This is a genomic window from Shinella sp. OV683, from assembly GCF_057787725.1.
In genome coordinates this window covers 4,990,215-5,008,676 of record NZ_CM173543.1, presented here as the reverse complement: position 1 = coordinate 5,008,676, position 18,462 = coordinate 4,990,215, and the positions used below count along the sequence as shown (strand labels likewise).

The 18,462-nt window shown below is 61.3% G+C and carries 18 protein-coding genes; all 18 read left to right on the top strand.

Annotated elements, in window-relative coordinates; translation table 11 throughout:
• Window positions 1-12: 12 nt before the first annotated feature.
• The 18 genes from biuH to otnI all read left to right on the top strand — a co-directional run bounded on the left by biuH (window position 13) and on the right by otnI (window position 18,462).
• On the top strand, window positions 13-738 hold the full coding sequence (gene biuH / locus ACXHRN_RS24250) for a biuret amidohydrolase (RefSeq protein WP_488642008.1): 726 nt from the start codon (window positions 13-15) through the stop codon (window positions 736-738).
• Window positions 739-743: 5 nt separating this feature from the next.
• Window positions 744-2,267, top strand: a complete 1,524-nt coding sequence (locus tag ACXHRN_RS24245; protein WP_488642007.1) for an ABC transporter ATP-binding protein — start codon at window positions 744-746, stop codon at window positions 2,265-2,267.
• A 1-nt stretch (window position 2,268) separates the two neighbouring features.
• Window positions 2,269-2,952 (top strand): cysteine hydrolase family protein, encoded by a 684-nt coding sequence (locus ACXHRN_RS24240; RefSeq protein WP_488638835.1) that lies wholly within the window; start codon window positions 2,269-2,271, stop codon window positions 2,950-2,952.
• A gap of 12 nt (window positions 2,953-2,964) precedes the next feature.
• The gene (gene hpxZ, locus ACXHRN_RS24235; protein ID WP_488642006.1) at window positions 2,965-3,339 is read left to right on the top strand and encodes an oxalurate catabolism protein HpxZ; all 375 of its coding nucleotides are present in this window, start codon (window positions 2,965-2,967) and stop codon (window positions 3,337-3,339) included.
• A gap of 18 nt (window positions 3,340-3,357) precedes the next feature.
• Window positions 3,358-4,008 carry a GntR family transcriptional regulator gene (locus ACXHRN_RS24230; protein WP_488638834.1) on the top strand — a complete coding sequence of 217 codons (651 nt, stop codon included), beginning with the start codon at window positions 3,358-3,360 and terminating at the stop codon, window positions 4,006-4,008.
• 175 nt (window positions 4,009-4,183) lie between these two features.
• Complete coding sequence (locus ACXHRN_RS24225; RefSeq protein ID WP_488638833.1) at window positions 4,184-4,879, top strand: helix-turn-helix domain-containing protein; 696 nt, start codon at window positions 4,184-4,186, stop codon at window positions 4,877-4,879.
• 3 nt (window positions 4,880-4,882) lie between these two features.
• Window positions 4,883-6,469: an ABC transporter substrate-binding protein gene (locus ACXHRN_RS24220; protein ID WP_488638832.1), complete on the top strand. Its 1,587-nt coding sequence runs from the start codon at window positions 4,883-4,885 to the stop codon at window positions 6,467-6,469.
• A gap of 236 nt (window positions 6,470-6,705) precedes the next feature.
• Entirely contained in the window at window positions 6,706-7,731 is a 1,026-nt protein-coding gene (locus ACXHRN_RS24215; RefSeq protein ID WP_488638831.1) for an ABC transporter permease, read from the top strand.
• Window positions 7,728-8,561: an ABC transporter permease gene (locus ACXHRN_RS24210; RefSeq protein WP_488638830.1), complete on the top strand. Its 834-nt coding sequence runs from the start codon at window positions 7,728-7,730 to the stop codon at window positions 8,559-8,561. The genes ACXHRN_RS24215 and ACXHRN_RS24210 overlap by 4 nt, the downstream gene beginning before the upstream one ends.
• On the top strand, window positions 8,558-9,448 hold the full coding sequence (locus ACXHRN_RS24205) for an ABC transporter ATP-binding protein (protein ID WP_488638829.1): 891 nt from the start codon (window positions 8,558-8,560) through the stop codon (window positions 9,446-9,448). The genes ACXHRN_RS24210 and ACXHRN_RS24205 overlap by 4 nt, the downstream gene beginning before the upstream one ends.
• Window positions 9,445-10,257, top strand: a complete 813-nt coding sequence (locus tag ACXHRN_RS24200) for an ABC transporter ATP-binding protein (protein ID WP_488638828.1) — start codon at window positions 9,445-9,447, stop codon at window positions 10,255-10,257. Before ACXHRN_RS24205 ends, ACXHRN_RS24200 begins: the two co-directional genes overlap by 4 nt.
• Window positions 10,244-10,747 carry a GAF domain-containing protein gene (locus ACXHRN_RS24195; protein ID WP_488638827.1) on the top strand — a complete coding sequence of 168 codons (504 nt, stop codon included), beginning with the start codon at window positions 10,244-10,246 and terminating at the stop codon, window positions 10,745-10,747. Before ACXHRN_RS24200 ends, ACXHRN_RS24195 begins: the two co-directional genes overlap by 14 nt.
• Window positions 10,747-12,816, top strand: a complete 2,070-nt coding sequence (locus tag ACXHRN_RS24190) for a hydantoinase/oxoprolinase family protein (protein WP_488638826.1) — start codon at window positions 10,747-10,749, stop codon at window positions 12,814-12,816. Before ACXHRN_RS24195 ends, ACXHRN_RS24190 begins: the two co-directional genes overlap by 1 nt.
• A 12-nt stretch (window positions 12,817-12,828) precedes the next feature.
• Window positions 12,829-14,493 carry a hydantoinase B/oxoprolinase family protein gene (locus tag ACXHRN_RS24185; RefSeq protein ID WP_488638825.1) on the top strand — a complete coding sequence of 555 codons (1,665 nt, stop codon included), beginning with the start codon at window positions 12,829-12,831 and terminating at the stop codon, window positions 14,491-14,493.
• A gap of 182 nt (window positions 14,494-14,675) precedes the next feature.
• Entirely contained in the window at window positions 14,676-15,488 is an 813-nt protein-coding gene (locus ACXHRN_RS24180) for an aspartate/glutamate racemase family protein (RefSeq protein WP_488638824.1), read from the top strand.
• Between the two features lie 16 nt (window positions 15,489-15,504).
• Window positions 15,505-16,608: a M24 family metallopeptidase gene (locus ACXHRN_RS24175; protein WP_488638823.1), complete on the top strand. Its 1,104-nt coding sequence runs from the start codon at window positions 15,505-15,507 to the stop codon at window positions 16,606-16,608.
• Between the two features lie 162 nt (window positions 16,609-16,770).
• Entirely contained in the window at window positions 16,771-17,679 is a 909-nt protein-coding gene (gene ltnD / locus ACXHRN_RS24170; protein WP_488638822.1) for an L-threonate dehydrogenase, read from the top strand.
• A gap of 3 nt (window positions 17,680-17,682) precedes the next feature.
• Window positions 17,683-18,462, top strand: a complete 780-nt coding sequence (otnI, locus tag ACXHRN_RS24165) for a 2-oxo-tetronate isomerase (protein WP_488638821.1) — start codon at window positions 17,683-17,685, stop codon at window positions 18,460-18,462.

The following is an 18,462-nucleotide window of genomic DNA, read 5'->3' as shown; positions in this document are numbered from 1 at the left end:
GACATGACGACGATGGATGAACGTGTCGACGCAGCATTCGTAAAGGGCGGCACCACGCTCGCGGCCGATCCCTATCCCTGGCCCTTCGACGGCGATTGGGGTCCTCACAACACGGCGCTTGTCGTTATCGACATGCAGACCGATTTCTGCGCGCCGGGCGGCTATGTCGACTCGATGGGCTACGATATCTCGTTGACCCGCGCCCCGATCGGGCCGATCCAGAACATGCTCGCTGCGATGCGCGCCAAGGGCTACTTCATCATCCATACCCGCGAGGGTCACAAGCCGGATCTCTCCGACCTCCCCGCCAACAAGCGCTGGCGCTCGCAGCGTATCGGCGCCGGCATCGGCGACCAGGGGCCGTGTGGACGCATTCTGGTGCGTGGCGAGCCGGGCTGGGAGATCATCCCGGAATTGCAACCATTAGCCGGCGAAGCAATTATCGACAAACCGGGCAAGGGCACCTTCCTCGCCACCGATTTCCAGCTGGTCCTGTCGATGAAGAACATCCGCAACATCGTCTTCACCGGCGTCACTACCGATGTCTGCGTGCACACGACGATGCGCGACGCCAATGACCGCGGCTACGAGTGCCTGCTGCTGGAGGATTGTTGTGCGGCGACCAAGGTTGAGAACCACCTTGCTGCCGTGGATATGATCAAGATGCAAGGCGGCGTGTTTGGTGCGGTCTCCAATTCGGTCGATTTCATCGCTGCTTTGCCGGGGGATAGATCATGACCGGGATGATCCTTTCTCCAAAGCGCGCGCCCTCACTCGAAACCAGGGGCATGACCAAGATCTTCGGGCATTTCACCGCGCTCGGCGATGTCTCGATCAATGTCGAGCCGGGGTCGTTTCACGCGCTTCTCGGCGAAAACGGCGCCGGTAAGTCGACGCTGGTGAAATGCATCATGGGCTTCTACTCCGCCACACGCGGCGAGGTGCTACTTGATGGCAAGCCGGTGGCCATCGGTTCGCCGAAGGATGCGCTGGCCCATGGCATCGGCATGGTCTACCAGCATTTCACGTTGGTGCCCTGCCTGACGGCCGCCGAAAACCTCGTCATCTCCCGCGCCGACGTGCCTGCTATCATCGACTGGGCCAAGGAACGCAAGGCGCTCGGCGCGTTCATGGAGACGATGCCGTTCAAAGTTCCGCTCGACCAGCAGGTGTCTTCGCTTTCGGCTGGAGAAAAGCAGAAGCTCGAAATCCTCAAGCTGCTCTATCTCGACCAGCGTTTCATGATCCTCGACGAGCCGACCTCGGTGCTGACTCCGGGCGAGGCCGACGAAATGCTTGGCCTGCTGCGCGGCATGACCGAGCGCGGCGAGATCACTGTGCTGATGATTTCCCATAAGTTCCGAGAGGTAAAAACCTTCTGCGACCACTTCTCGGTGCTCCGGCGCGGCCGGCTGACCGGCGAGGGCGACGCCAAGACGGCGAGCGTCGAGGACATGAGCCGGATGATGATCGGCGACACCGAGGTGCGCGAGCGCGCGGTCCGCATGCCGCAAACCGAGCGCAAGGACGTCCTCGATCTCGCCGGCCTGTTCGCCGAGGATGAAATCGGATTGCCGGCGATCCATGCCGTCAATCTCAAGGTCAAGTCCGGCGAAATCGTCGGCATTGCCGGCGTGTCGGGAAATGGTCAGAGCGCGCTGGTGGAGGCGCTGGCCGGCCAGAGGCCGCTTTGGCAGGGCCAGATCTTCATCCACGGCAAGGATTTCACCCCGACGCGCGGCAATTTCGACCGCTTCAAGGTGTTCGGCCTGCCGGAAGAACCGCTGAAGAATGCCGCCGTGCCGCGCATGAGCGTCGCTGAAAACATCGCCTTCCGTTCGTTCGACAAACCGCCGATCGCCAGTCTCGGCTGGTGGATGCGGCCCGGTCCGATGAAGAAGAGGGCGCAGGACCTGATCGCCCGCTACAACGTCAAGACCACCTCGCCGGAAGCACCGATCGAGACTCTGTCGGGCGGCAACGTACAGAGGGCGATCCTGGCGCGTGAACTCTCCGGCGATGTCGACGTGCTGATCGTCGCCAATCCCTGTTTCGGCCTGGATTTCGCCTCGGTCGCTGATATCCGGTCGCAGATCATGGAGGCGCGCAACCGGGGCGCTGCCGTGCTGCTGGTGTCGGAAGATCTCGACGAAATCCTCGAACTTGCAGACCGCGTCGCCGTGATGTCCGGCGGCACGATCTCCTATATCTCACCCATCGAGCAAACCGACCGTAACACCATCGGTCAGCATATGGCAGGGCACTGACATGGCGATTTCTGTCAAAGCGCGTCCCTGTCCATATGAACTCGATCCGGCGCACACGGCGCTGGTGGTTATCGATATGCAGCGCGATTTCATCGAAAAGGGCGGTTTCGGCGACAGTCTCGGCAACGATGTCGCGCGGCTGGAGGCGATCATCCCGACCGTCGTCGGCCTGATCGGTCTGTTCCGCAAGCAGGGCTGGCCGGTCATACATACCCGCGAGGCCCACAAAACAGATCTGTCAGATTGCCCGCCGTCAAAAATCCGGCGTGGCAACCCCTCGCTGAAGATCGGTGAAGCTGGCGCCATGGGCAGGCTGCTGGTGCGCGGCGAACCCGGTAACCAGATCGTTGGCAGTCTTGCCCCAATCCCCGGCGAAATCGTCATCGACAAGCCCGGCAAAGGCATGTTCTGGGCGACCGGTCTTGAGGAAACTCTGAAGGAGCTTGGCATCACCCATCTGGTGTTTGCCGGCGTGACGACCGAGGTTTGTGTGCAGACATCCATGCGCGAGGCCAATGATCGCGGCTATGAATGCCTGCTGGTCGAGGATGCCACCGAGAGCTATTTTGCAGCGTTCAAAGCGGCAGCCATCGAGATGATCGTGGCGCAAGGTGGCATCGTCGGCTGGGTGGCGCCGCTCTCGGCATTGGAGATGGCGGTCGAGAAGGAACGCGCGCATGCATGAATGGGCAGGCTGATGGTCATCAACGATCCCGAAGTCATCGCCGAAGTCGAGGCGATATTCCACGTCTACGAGAAGGCGCTGCTGGTCAATGACAATGCGCTGCTGGCCACCATGTTTCTCGAAAGCGCCCAGACTGTCCGCTACGGCTTGAACGACGTCCAGCACGGCTACCTTGAGATCATCGCCTGGCGGCAGACGCAGGCGCCGTTCGAGCGCAAGCTTGACCGTACCGTCATCACCAGCTACGGACGCGATTGCGCAACCGCCTCGACCGAGTTCCTGCGCGACGACACGCCCGGCAAGATCGGGCGGCAGACGCAGGTCTGGGTCAGGACGGCGAGTGGCTGGAAGGTGGCCGCCGCGCATGTGAGCATGATGGATGGCTGAAACCCACGGATTAGACGCGTGCTAAAGAAAACCCCCCGTACATCGACGGAGGACATCCGCCGGCAGCTGTCGGAGCGGATCATCGGCGGCATCCTGTCTCCGGGCTCGGTGCTCGATGAATCCAATCTCGCCACCGAATTCTCGGTGTCGCGCACGCCGATTCGTGAAGCGTTGAGGCTGCTGGCAGCCAGCGGCCTGGTCGAGCAGAAGCCGCATAGCCGCACCATCGTCGCCAAGCCCGCCCCGGATGCTCTTGCTGGTATGTTCGAGCTGATGGGTCATCTCGAAGCGCTGTGCGCCGGCTATTGCGCGCAACGGATGACAGGTGCCGAGCGCAACGGCCTCGATCAGATGCACATTTCCATGGCCGCGATCGTCTCGGCTGGTGATCGTCTGGCTTACATCAAGGCCAATGAAGCCTTTCACAACGCGATTTATTGCGGCTCGCACAACGCCTATCTTGAAGACGTGACCCGCTCGACGCGTCTCAGGCTGCAGCCCTTCCGCCGTGCGCAATTCTCCACGCTTGGCCGTCTCGCCAAATCGCATGCCGAACATGGACTGATCGTCGAGGCGATCCTCCGCGGCAACAGCCAGCAGGCGGAAGCCGATATGCGCTCGCATATCACGCTGGTGGAAGACGCCTGGAACGAATTCGCCGGCGGCTGAACAACCCCATTCGACAGCCCTGGGCTGTCCTTTACATTTTCGTCCGGGGCCGCGACAACTCCTGCGCGCTACCGTTGCGTTGCAGCATCAAAATTTTAGTGACACTAAAATTTGTCATTGACAATAAACTATCCTCGCCGCTTAATTGAAGTAATACTAAAAATGGGGAATCCCATTGGGAACAGACGAAAACATCAGAGCTGAGTCCAGCGACGCCGAGATCGATCCACTCGGTGAACGCCTCCGCCTTCGGCGCAAGGCGCTTCAGCTGACACTCCAGGAGGTCGCCGATCAGGCAGGGTTCTCCGTCGGCTTCATCTCCCAGATCGAACGCGGCATCACGGTTCCCTCGCTGGTTTCGCTGATTTCCGTCTGCCGTGTGCTGAAGGTCGAGATAGGCTCGTTCTTCAAGCAGCCCAAGAATGAAGCACCGGTCACAAGGCGCGAAAGCCGCCCCGTCTATGGGCTTGGCGGCATCACCGGTAACGCCGTAACCTATGAGCGGCTGTCGGCCGCCTTCCCGGGCAATGTGCTGCGCTCGACGCTGATCCATGAGCCGCCGGGCTTCCGAAGCGAGCCGATGTCACATGAGGGCGAGGAGATCTTCTTCATGGTCGAGGGTGCGCTAACGATCGAGATCGATGGCGAAGTCATGATCCTTGAAACCGGCGACACGGTGCACTTTCCGTCGAGCCGCACCCACACGACCTGGAACCACACCGACAAACCGGCGACGATCTTCCATACCTGCACGATGGATGTTTTCGGCGACGGCGTTCCATCCGGCGATCCAGATACCAGCCTGGTGGTCACGCGCGCTGCAAGCCGGCGCAGTGCGCCTAAGAAACTCAAAGTAAGCAAGGGGAACTAAAAAATGAGAACGCCATTCAAAATGCTGGCCGCAGCACTGCTCGCCGCCGCTTCCATCCATAGCTATGCCGCCGCCGAAACTGTGCTGCGCCTCGACGAGGTAGCGGTCGGTGAACTCGATCCGGCGAAGGCCTCCGACTACGCCGACTCCATCCTGATGTACAACGTCTACGACACGCTGGTGATGCCCAAGGCCGGTCAGCCTGGCTTCGATCCGCTGCTTGCCGCGTCCTGGGAAACCGACGGCAAGACCTACACATTCAAGCTGCGTCCGGATGTGAAGTTCCAGAGCGGCAATCCGGTCATGGCAGACGACGTGGTGTTCTCCTACCAGCGCATGATGGCGCTTGGCCAGGGCCTCTCCTACCTCTTCACCAATGTAGAAAAGGCCGAGGTAGTCGATCCCACGACCGTAAAGTTCACGCTCAAGGAGATCTATGCGCCGTTCGTCTCGTCGCTGACCCGCCTGCCGATCGTCGACAAGAAGCTGGTCATGGAAAACCTCGCCGCCGGCACCGGTGACATGAAGGATTGGGGCCAGGCCTATCTCTCCGGCCATTCCGCCGGTACCGGCGCCTACAAGATCGTGTCGCACAATCCGCAGGAAGAAACGGTCATGGCGAAAAACGCCGACTACTTCCTGAAAGTCCCCGCCAAGGCTCCGGACACCGTGCGCCTTCGCTACGGTCTGGAAGCCGCAACCGTCCGCACGCTGATCGCCCAGGGCGAACACGACATCTCGTCGCAATGGCTGCCGCCCGAAGTCCTGAAGTCGCTGGCGGCCGATGGTGCTCAGCTTCTGACCGAAAAGGGCTCAAGCGAATTCTACATCAAGATGAACACGTCAAAGGCGCCGTTCGACGATATCGAATGCCGCCTCGCGGTCTCCTACGCCTTCGACTATCAGGCCGGCGTGCAGATGGTTGCCGTCACCGACAAGGTTTCGCAGGGCAGCCCGGCAACCGGCGCCTTACCGGTCGGCATGCTGGGCTCGCTCCCGGCCGATCAGGCCATCAAGCGCGATCTCGACAAGGCCAAGGAACATCTCGCCAAATGCAAGTACAAGCCCGAAGACATGAAGGTCGAGCTCTCCTGGATCGGCGAAGTGCCGCTCGAAGAGCGTTTCGCACTGTTGATGCAGGCCAATTTCAGCGAGATCGGCATCAAGGCCGAGGTCAGGAAGCTGCCTTGGGCACTGTTCTCGGAACAGGTCACCAAGCCTGAAAATACGCCGAATATCAGCCAGGTCTTCGTCAACACGATGACCGGCGATCCCGATACGCTGCTTTACGGCATGTATCATTCGACGGCGGGCGGCACCTGGATGTCTCCGGAGTACCTGAAGGACAAGGACGTCGACGCGCTGCTTGAAAAGGGCCGCACCACGATCGACGATGCTGAGCGCGCCAAGATCTATACCGAGCTCAACCAGCGCCTGATCGCGCTTGCACCGACCATCTTCGCGCAGGATCAGACGGCCGTGTTTGCCGCCAGCAACCGCGTCTCCGTTCCGGCTCTGTCCGACCCGGCCAAGGCCTATGCCCTGTCTGGCTTCGGCTTCAACTTCCGCTTCATGGAAATGAAGGAATAGCTGGGGTCGCTGGGTGAAGAATTGCCCCTCACCCTAACCCTCTCCCCGTTAAAACGGGGAGAGGGAATCTGATCTGAAACTGCCGCTCCATTGGCGCATCCGCAGCCGCTTGATGGGGAATCAAACGGCGCCACATCGCCTTCTCCCCGTGTGCGGGGAGAAGGTGGCGGCAGCCGGATGAGGGGCAGCCACAACGTCGACCCAAGAGGTCGGAGCTTGTAACGAAAGATGAACTGATGTCCTCGCTCACCCGCCTCCTCGCGAAGCGGTTCGGAACCTCATTGGTCGTGTTGATCGGGGTTTCCCTGCTGATCTTCGCCATCGCCCGGGTCATTCCCGGCGATCCGGCACGCATCGCGCTCGGCCCCAATGCCACGGCAGCTGCGGTCGAAGCGTTGCGAGAGAGACTGCATCTCAATGATTCCTTCATCGCCCAATATGGCTATTTCCTGTCGGACCTGGTGCGTGGCGATCTCGGCATCTCGCTCTATACCAACCGGCCTGTTATGGCCGACATCGCCCAGTTCCTGCCGGCAACGCTGGAGCTGGTGATTATCTCGGGTATCATGATGGTGGCCTTCGGCCTGCCGCTCGGCATTCTTTCCGCGAGGTATCGCGGCACGTGGATCGACCACATCATCCGGCTGGTAACACTCCTCGGCGTCTCAGCACCCGCCTTCGTCTGGGCCGTCGTCCTGATGCTGGTCTTTTCGTACTTCATCAAGATCTTCCCGATCGCGGGTCGCATCTCCGATTCGATGACGATCCAGAGCGTGACGGGCTTCCTACTGGTCGACACGCTGATCGCGGGCAATTTCAAGGCCTTCGGCAACGCGGTCTGGCATATCATCCTGCCTGCCTTCGCGCTGGCACTCTCCGGTATTGGACAGGCGGCGCGGCTCGTCCGCTCCAATATGGTCGAAACCTATGACAAGCCGTATATCGAAATGGCTGAGGCCTATGGCTTTCCCGCCAAGCGCATCGCCAACCGCTATGCCTTCCGGCCGTCCCTGATCCCGTCGCTGACCATTATCGGGCTCGATTTCGCCGCCATGCTTGGCAGCGCCTTCCTGGTAGAGGCTGTCTACGCGTGGCCGGGCCTGTCGCGCTATGGCGTCGCCGTCATTCTGCGCAAGGATCTCAACGCCATTGTCGGCACGGTGCTGATCATTTCGGCGATGTTCCTGATCGTCAATCTCATCGTCGACCTGCTGGTGTCGATCATCAATCCGCGCATCCGTCTTTCGCAGAGGGCATCATGAAAAAGACCCTCGTCATTCTCGCCCGCAATCCGCTGTCGCTGATCGGACTGATCCTGGTTGGCATCGTCGTGCTGTCGGCACTACTGGCTGATTTCATCACACCGTTCCCGGCCCATGTCGGCGCAGTCGTGGATTTCACCAACTTCAATAAGCCGCCGCACTGGCCAAACATTTTCGGCACCGACCTGGTCGGCCGCGATCTCTTTACCCGCGTTGTCTATGCCTATCGCATCTCGCTGATCCTCGGCATCGTCGTGCTGGCAATCGCCGTGCCGATCGGCGTCGCTATCGGCTTGGCGGCCGGCTATCTCGGCGGCTGGACCGAATATCTGCTGATGCGGCTGACCGACGTGTTCCTGTCGATCCCGCCGCTGGTGCTGGCCATGTCGATCATGGGCCTGCTCGAGCCGACGCTAACCAATGGCATGATCGCGGTCACGGCCATGTGGTGGCCCTGGTATACGCGGCTCGTCTACAACATCGCCCGCTCGGAGAAGGAAGAGGGCTATGTGCTGGCCGCCGAAGTCATCGGCGCTTCGAAGATGCACATCATGTTCCGCGAAATCCTGCCGAATTGCGTGCCGTCGATCGTCACCAAGATGACGCTGGATTTCGGCTTCGTCATCCTGATTGCCTCATCGCTGTCGTTCCTCGGCCTCGGCGTCCAGCCGCCGACACCGGATCTTGGCTCGATGGTGGCGGAAGGCGCGAAATACCTGCCGGACAGCTGGTGGCTGACGGTATTCCCCGGCGTCGCCATTCTGGTGGCCGTGTTCGGCTTCAACCTGATCGGCGATGCGCTGCGCGAAATCCTGGGAGTCGACCAATGAGTGCGCCTACTCTCAGAATCGAAAACCTCAAGCTCGGCTTCAAGACCTATTCCGGCATATCAGAGGTGCTGCACGGCATTTCCCTGCACATCCAGCGCGGCGAACGCGTGGCGCTGGTCGGCGAATCCGGTTCCGGCAAGTCGGTCACCGCCCGTATCGTGCTGGGCATGCTGCAGCAGATCAAGACGGCGCGCATTTCCGGCACCGTCGAGTTCGAGGGCACAAATCTGGAGTCTCTGCGGCCAGCCTCGCGACACGCCTTGCGCGGCACAAAGATGTCGATGATCTTCCAGGATCCGACCTCGTCGCTCAATCCGGTCTATCCGATCTTCACCCAGTTCAAGGAAGTGCTGGAGCGGGCTGAGCCGGGGATCACGATCGAGAAGGCGCGCGCGAAAGCGATCGCCGCCCTCGCCGACGTTGCCATCAACGAGCCGGATCGCGTGCTTGAATCCTATGCTTTCCAGCTCTCGGGCGGCATGAACCAACGCGTCATGATCGCCATGGCGCTCGCCAACAATCCGGCACTGCTTCTGGCCGACGAGCCCGGCACGGCACTCGATGTGACGGTGCAGGCGCAGACGCTGAAGCTGATGAGCGAGCTGGTCGAAAAGCACCACACGTCAGTGCTGTTCATCTCCCACAATCTCGGTGTCGTCCGCGAATTCGCCGACCGTGTTTACGTCATCTACAAGGGCAACATCGTCGAACAGGGCCCGACCGAACAGCTGTTTGCGGAGCCCAAGCACCCCTATACGCGGGCCCTCATGGCCGCCGTGCCGCGCATTACAGGTGGTGGAATTCCCGACCTCGATGACGATTCCGCGCAGTTCCTGGCGCCACTTGTTGCCCATGCCGGCTATAGCGAGAAGGAGCTTCTGGCATGAGCGCGCTGCTTTCCGTTGCAAACGTCTCCAAACAGTTCGACGTCAATGGTCGCAAGGTCCAGGCGCTCGACAGCGTGTCTTTCGATGTCGACAAGGGCGAATGCCTGGCGATCGTCGGCGAGAGCGGCTCGGGCAAGTCGACCATTGCCAACATCATTCTCGGCATCTACGGCGCGACATCCGGCAGCCTGACCTTCAACGGCAGCGAACTGCCGGCCAAGCGCGCCCGCGAGCATCGCCGCGCCATCCAGCTCGTGCAGCAGAATCCGCTGTCGTCGCTCAACCCGCGCCGCTCGATCGGGGCCTCCCTGCGATTGGCGCTCGATGTCCATGATATCGGCAACAAGACGGAAAGAACGAGGCGCACCGGCGAATTGCTCGAAGAGGTCGGCCTACCCGCCGATTTCCGCACGCGTTCGCCGTCGTCGCTGTCGGGCGGCCAGCGCCAGCGCGTGGCGATTGCCCGTGCGCTTGCCTGCCAGTCCGAGCTTGTCGTGCTCGATGAGCCCACCTCGGCGCTAGACGTGCTGGTACAGGCCCGTGTGCTCAAGCTGCTCAAGGACCTCAAGGACAAGCGCGGCCTGACCTACGTCTTCATCACCCACGACCTCTCCGTGGTGCGCAACATCGCTGATCGCGTCGCCGTTTTCGAGCGCGGCAAGCTGGTCGAGCTCGGCACTACCGGCGCCATCTTCACCAACCCGCAAAACCCCTATACGCGCCGGCTGATCGGCGCAGTTCCCGTCGTCAGCCGCGAGGAGGCAGCACTTCGGGATCGTCTCATGGAGCAAGAGAATGGAAATGCCTGATTACACGAAATTCGTCGCCGCCGTCGCTGAAGCCGGCACCCAGCCCGACAAGGCCTATGCGGCGCTCGAGGCGCTGACCAAGGAACTCGTTGGCGTCAAGCTTTTCACCATCATGACCTCGGACACATCAGAGAAGCTTTCCGAGCGCATCTATTCCAACATGCCCGAAGCGTATCCTGTCTCCGGCACCAAGCCGTACAACGAGACGCATTGGTCGGACATCACCCTGAACCAGAAGAAGACCTTCGTCGCCAACACGATCAAGGACATTGCCGATGTGTTCGATGACCACGAGCTGATCAAGTCGCTCGGCTGCGAATCCGTCATCAACGTGCCGATCATCGTCGATGGCGAAGTCATCGGCACGCTCAACTGCCTGCATGATGAGGGCTTCTACACCGAAGACCGCATCCAGGCGGCTGAGGCGCTCAAGCTGCCCGGCGCCGTCTGCATGCTGCTTCACGCCCAGCAGAAGAAGGAAGGCCGCTGATGAGCAAGACAATTCGCGTCGCCACCGATGTTGGCGGCACCTTCACCGATCTGGTTTGCTTCGAAACCGATCACGCCACCGGAGAATCGCGGATTACAACCGCGAAATCCGACACGACGCCGCCCAACTTCGAGCAGGGCGTGCTCAATGTACTGGAGAAGGGCGGCGTCGATCCCAAATCAGTGGATTTCCTGGCGCACGGCACCACAGTGGTCATCAATGCGCTGACCGAACGCAAGGGCGTGAAGGTTGGCCTGATCACCACCGAGGGCTTCCGCGATTCGCTCGAAATCGCCCGCGGCAATCGCCCGGATTTCTTCAACCTGCATTACGAGAAGCCTGAGCCCTTCGTGCCGCGCTATCTGCGCCGCGAATTGCCGGGCCGCTTCAACTACCACGGTCAGGAAATGAAGCCGCTGGATCTGGCCGGCCTTCCGGCAATCCTCGACGACTTCCGCGCTGACGGCGTCAAGGCGATCGCCGTCTGCTTCATCCACTCCTACGCCAATCCCAGCCATGAGCAGGCGACCATTGCCGAGATCAAGCGCCTCTGGCCGGAAATCGCCGCCGTCGCCTCCCACCAGATCACCCGTGAATGGCGCGAATACGAGCGTACCAGCACAGCGGTTCTGTCGGCCTATGTGCAGCCGACCGCCGAGCGTTATCTGTCGCGCCTCAATGACGGCCTCTCCGCCAAGGGTTTTGACGGCAACCTCTTCATCATGCAGTCCAACTGCGGCGTCGACTCGCTCGATTCGGTCAAGAAGATCCCGATCACCATGGTCGAATCCGGCCCGGCCTCGGGCTTCTGGGGGGCGGCCGAACTCGGCAAGCTGATCGGCGAGAAGAACGTGCTGGCGCTCGACATCGGCGGCACGACGGCAAAATGCTCACTGATCGAGGACGGCAAGGTCAAGATCATGACCGACTACTGGATCGAGCGCGACCGCGTCTCTGCCGGCTATCCGATCATGGTGCCCGTGGTCGATCTCGTCGAGATCGGCAATGGCGGCGGCTCGATCGCCTGGGTCGATGATTTTGGCAAGCTGCATGTCGGCCCCAAATCGGCCGGCGCCATGCCGGGACCGGCGGCCTATGGCCGTGGCGGCACCAGCGCCACGACCACCGACGCCAATCTCTGGCTCGGCCGCATCAACCGCGATTACTTCTGCGGCGGCGCAATCGATGCCGACATGGTCGCGGCGGAAAAAGCGCTCACCGAGCTCGGCAACAAGCTCGGCGTCTCCGCTGACGACGTGGCGCGCGGCATCGTCCGCATCGCCAACAACAACATGGTCAATGCGCTGAAACTGGTGTCGCTCAATCGCGGCTTCGACCCCAGAGACTTCACCCTGGTCGCCTTCGGTGGCGGCGGCGCCATGCATGCCGCAGCGCTCGGCGTCGAACTCGGCGTCAAGAAGGTCGTCATCCCCGCCGGCGCCGCTGTGTTCTCGGCCTGGGGCATGATGATGTCGGACCTGCGCCGCGACTATTTCGTCACCAAGCTTGCTGATCTCAAGCCGGGCTCGGCCGCAGCCATCGAAGCCCTGTTTGCCGAGACCGAGGCACTGGCGCTGAAACAGTTCAGCGAGGAAGGCGTCGAGAAGTCGAAGGTCAAGTTCCTGCGCTACGGCAAATTCCGCTACCAGAACCAGGAGCACACGACCGAGGTGCTGGTCGAAGGCACGATTTCCGATGCCGGCCTTGCGGCGATCGAAACCGCCTTCCATGAAGCCTATGAGCGCGAATACACCTACCGCCTCACTGCGCCTGTCGAGCTGGTCGGTATCCATCTCGTCGCCTCCGCCGAGGTCGGCAAGCTGACGATGAAGGAAAAGCCGCTATCGACAACCCCGGCCTCCGCAGCTCTGAAGGGCGAACGCGATGTCGACTATGCGCTCGAAGGCATCCACAAGGCTTCCATCTATGACGGCGACAAGCTCGAGCCCGGCATGAGCTTCACGGGGCCGGCCGTCGTCGAGGATTCCGGCACGACCATCGTCATCCATCCCGGCAATCGTGTCGCGGTCGATGGCTTCGGCAACATCCACATCAATCTGAAATCCTAAGGAGTGCGAAACATGACCACAGTTTCCCACGATCCGATCACGCTCGAAATCATCCAGAATTCGCTGCAGGCGACCGCCGACGAAATGTTTGCGGCCATGCGCAAGACGGCGATGAGCTCGATCATCTACGAAGTGCTCGATATGGGCACGGGTATTACCGACGGCAAGGGCCAGCTGGCCTCTTCCGGCGCCGGCATTCCGGGCTTTATCGGCGTGCTCGACAAATCGGTGAAAGTGTTGCTGGCGAAGTTCCCCAAGCCCGGCGACATCGAGCCCGGCGATGTCTTCATCACCAATGATCCCTACTATGGTGGCGTCACCCATCTCAACGACCTCGTCGTCGCCATGCCGGTGTTCGCCGATGGCCGGATCATCGCGTGGACAGCCAATATCGCCCACAATTCCGACGTCGGCGGCAAGTCACCCGGCTCATTGTCGGCGGACGCGACGGAAATCTTCCAGGAAGGCCTGCGCCTGCCGGCGATCAAGATGATCTCGAAGGGCCAGCCCATCCCGGGCATCTTCGACATCATCACGGTCAATTCACGCATGCCCGATTTCCTCGAGGGCGATCTCTGGGCGGCGATTGCCTCTGTGCGCATCGGCGCAAAGCGGCTCGCCGAACTCGCCGAGAAATATACCGTCGCGACCTTCGAAGCCGCGATGCAAAGCTTTATGGATCACGGCGAGAAGATCGCGCTCGCCGAACTCGCCAAGCTGCCGCATGGCACATTCGAGCTGACCGAAGAGCAAGACGATGGACGCATGTTCAACGTCAAGATCACCATCTCCGACACCGAATTCGTCGTCGACCTTCGCGACAATCCGGACCAGGATGCGGGTCCCTCGAATGCCGGCCATGACGACACGCTGGTCAGCATGCAGGTCATCTTCAAGGCGCTCACCGATCCGACGTCGCCGGCCAACGAAGGCTCGTTCAGGCCGCTCAAGGTACTGACGCGCGAGGGCTCCTGCTTCCATGCCAAGGAACCGGCCGCAGTCGGCTTCTATTACGAGATCGGCATTCGCGGCTACGATCTGGTCTGGCGCTGCCTGGCACCGCACATTCCGGAGAAGCTTCCCGCCGGCCATTTCTCCTCGATCGCCGGCACGTTCATCGGCGGCATCCATCCCGACACTGGCCGTCAATACACGATCATCGAGCCGCAGATCGGCGGCTGGGGGGCGTCGAAGGGCCGTGACGGCAATTCGGCGATCTTCTCCGGCGTGCACGGCGAGACCTACAATTGCCCGGCTGAGATTTCCGAAGCCCGCAACGGCCTGTTCGTCGACCGCATGGAGCTCAATGTCGATCCCGGTGGCGAAGGCAAATGGTCCGGCGGCCACGGTATCCGCATGGATTATCGTATCCGTCGCGACAACTCGTTCCTGACGCTTGGCTATACCCGCTCTCGCATCGTGCCATGGGCGCTTGAAGGCGCTGAGGAAGGCTCGGCGAACTACGCGCTTGTCATGCGCACCGATGGCACCAGCGAGCGCTACGCCTTTGCCTCCGGCGTTCGTGTTGATACCGACGACGTCATCCGCATCATCACCGGCGCGGGTGGCGGCCTCGGCGACCCCAAGGAACGCGATCCCAAGCTGGTGGCTGAGGATATCCGCAACGGCTTCATCACCCCGGAACGGGCAGCCAAAGTGCACGGCTACAGGGCCTAGACAGATCCCTCTTCTCCCCGTCGGGGAGAAGATGCCCGAAGGGCAGATGAGGGGGCACTCTTGCTCCAAGCGAGCCCCACCCCCTCATCGCCTCGCATGCGCTCGGCACTTCTCCCCGCTGGGGAGAAGACGAGTCGAGCAAGCCTCACTACCGGGTCCCACACTGAGACGAAGGAAAAATCATGCCCGAAAAGCCGCTGAAGATCATGTACCTCAACCCGGTCGGCGAAGACGCAATCGTCGACCAGATCTTTGCCGACATGGCGCGGGATCATAAATTGCCGGGAACGGAAGTGCATGTCACAGCACTTCCCAAACAGCATTACGGTTTCTCGCATATCGAATTCCGCACTTATGAGGCGCTGGTGACACGCGGCATCCTGCGCGCCGTGCGCGCCGCTGCCGCCGAGGGCTTCGATGCATTCGCCATCGGCTGTTTCTATGACACAGCACTACATGATGCCCGCGAGATCTCAGGCGACATGATCATCACGGCGCCTTGCTACGCATCCTGTGAAATTGCGGCGACGCTTTCCAACCGCTTCGGCATCATCGTTGGTCGCCGCAAATGGATCCACCAGATGGAATCGACCGTGCGCGAATATGGCCACGGCCATCGGCTCGCCGGCTTCTACGATGTCGGCCTCGGCGTTGATGACTTCCAGAAGGACCACGACGAAACCAACCGCCGGCTGATCGCCGCCGGCCGCAAGGCGGTCGAGGAAGGTGGCGCGGAATCGCTGATCCTCGGCTGCACCATGGAAATCGGTTTCTACAAGGAAATCGAACGCCAGCTCGGCGTGCCGGTGATCGATCCGTCGATCGCGGCGCTGAAACGGGCGGAATATGCCGCAATCCTCAAGCGCCAATGCGGCTGGATCCCCAGCCGGGCTGGCTCGTGCGAGTCGCCATCGGAAGCGGAACTCGAAGCCTTCAACGCATTCGGCGGCAACGAGCCGGTCTTCGGCAGCCGCATTGTCATTCCAGCCAATTGATCAAGGACATTTTCTCATGACCGAACAAACCGAAAAACGACTCGCCGCGTTGCGCGAGAAGATGGCTGCCACCGTCACCGGCCTCGTTGCCATTTCGCCGGGCTCGCACATGGATTGGGTGCTGGGCTTCCATCCGCATCCCGACGAACGCCCCTGCCTGCTGCTCGTGGCGCCCGAGAAGGAATGCTTCCTGATGCCGGCGCTGAATGCCGAGGGCAGCCGCGAATTCACCGATATCGAATTCTTCAACTGGGCCGATGATGTTGGCCCGGTCGCCGCTCTCGATGAGGCGCTTGCCGCCATCGGTGCATCCGCTCCCGGTCTCGTCGCGCTTGACGAGACGATGCGTGCCGATTTCGCGCTGCTGCTGCTCGACGCGCTGCCGGCTGATACCGCGCGCGATTTCACGACCGACACCATCGGTGCACTGCGCATGCGCAAGGACAGCGCTGAATACAAGAAGCTGAAGATGAATGCCGGCATTGCCGATCGTGCCATGCAGACGGCATTCTCCAAGATCAAGCCGGGTATGACGGAAAACCAGGTCGCGGCCGAAATTCGTGCGCATTTCTCCTCGGAAGGCGCCTCGCCGCAATTCTGGATCGTCGGCGCTGGTGGCAATGGCGCCTTCCCGCACCACTCTGCGAGCGAAAAGGTCATCAGCGAAGGCGATGCCGTGGTTATCGACATAGGCGGCCGCAAGAGCGGTTTCCCCAGCGACATCACCCGCATGGCCGTGATCGGCGAACCACCGGAAGGTTACGGCCAGATCCACTCCATCGTCGAAAAGGCCGTTCAGGCAGCGCTGAAAGCCGCCAAACCCGGCGTTCTGGCCAGGGAAGTCGATGCGGCGGCACGCGGCGTGATCACCGATGCCGGTTACGGCGAATACTTCGTCCATCGCACCGGCCACGGCATGGGCATCGACGGCCACGAGCCGCCCTACATCACCGCAACGTCCGATACGGTGCTGGAAGAGGGCATGGTGTTCTCGATCGAACCCGGCATCTATCTGCCCGGCCGCTTCGGCATCCGGCTGGAGGATATCGTCATCCTGCGCGAGGACGGCCCGGAGATCCTTTCGGAACTGCCGCGCAACGCACATTTCGTCCAGCTCTAGATCTTTGCTGTTCCGCATCAGAAGCACGCCCCGGCATCGCCGGGGCGTCTTGCTTTTCGGCCGGGGCATCTCGGCAGATTCTACTTGCGATCCTTCGGTAAGCCTTTAAGACGTCGAATGACAGCGCTGTCATATGGCGCGAGATGATTGGGAAGAACGACCATGAGTGAGAAAAAGCAGACTGTGGCTGTGATCGGCCTGGGATCGATGGGGCTAGGCATGGCGAAGTCGCTGCATCGTGCCGGCTTCAATGTTTGCGGTTTTGATCTCAACCCTGAAGCCCTGCAGAAACTCGCCGAAGCGGGCGGCACGAAGGCGGCTTCGCCAAGTGAGGCCGTCTCGGGCGCCGATGTGATTGTCGTCGTCGTGGTCAATGCGGTCCAGACGAGGGAGGCCCTGTTTGGCGCCGACGGCGCAGCCAAGGGCGCCAGGCCCGGCGCGGTCGTGCTGTCCTCTGCTACGATGTCACCAGACGACGCCCGCCATCTTGCGGCCGATGCCGAGGCGCATGGCCTCGATTACATAGATGCGCCGGTCAGCGGCGGGCCTGCCAAGGCCGCCGACGGGCGGCTGACCATGATGGCGTCGGGGACGCCGCAAGCATTCGCGAAAGCCAATGCTGCGCTGGATGCTATGTCGGAGAAACTGCATCGTCTCGGCGATGAAGCCGGCACGGGTGCAGCCTTCAAGATGGTCAACCAGTTGCTGGCCGGCGTGCATATTGCCGCTGCCTGCGAGGCGATGTCGCTGGCCGCCAAGCTGGGGCTCGATCTGGAAAAAGTCTACGAGGTGATCGTCGGTGCCGCCGGCAATTCGTGGATGTTCGAAAACCGAGTGCCACATATTCTGGCCGGCGATTACCGGCCGCTCAGCGCCGTCAACATCTTCACCAAGGATCTCGGCATTATTGCCGACATGGGCCGCAAGGAGCAGTTTCCCATGCCGGTCGCCGCGACCGCGCTCCAGCAGTTCATCGCCACGGCCGCTGCGGGTATGGGCCGCGACGACGATACCTCGATCATCCGCATGATCGCCGGTATCACCGGCATCACGCTGCCGCAGGGAGAATGACGCATGCCGCGCTTCGCCGCCAATCTCTCGATGATGTTCAACGAAGTGCCATTCGCCGAGCGGTTCGAAGCGGCCGCGAAAGCCGGCTTCAATGCCGTCGAATATCTCTTTCCCTATGAACTGCCACCGGAAACAGTGGGCGAACTGCTGCGTAGCAATGGCCTGACGCAGGTGCTGTTCAACCTGCCGCCGGGCGATTGGGCCGCTGGCGAGCGCGGCATGGCATCGTTGGATGGACGGCGCGAGGAGTTCGAGACGTCCGTGGCGACGGCGCTTGCCTATGCAAGGGTAACCGGTTGTGCCCGCCTGCATATGATGGCCGGCAATGCGCCCTCCACTGACGCCTCCGTGCGCAGGAATTATCTCGCGCGGCTTCGATGGGCTGCCGATCAGGCGGCGTCCGACGGCGTATCGGTCCTGGTCGAGCCGATCAACCGGCGCGACATGCCTGCTTACTTCCTCAATGACTTCATCATGGCCGCCGATCTGATCGGCGAAAGTGGCAGGCCGAATGTACTGCTGCAGTATGATATCTATCACCGGCAGATCCTGCATGGCGATGTGATGAAATCACTTGAGGCAATGCTGCCGTTGATCGGCCATATCCAGATCGCCTCGGTGCCCCTGCGCAACGAGCCCGGCACAGGCGAACTGAACGACACACGGATTTTCGAACATCTCGACGCGATGGGTTATGAGGGCTTTGTCGGCTGCGAATATCGCCCTGCAGGCGAAACTCTGGCAGGGTTGGAATGGCTGCGCCAATGGCGCGCCACTCACTAA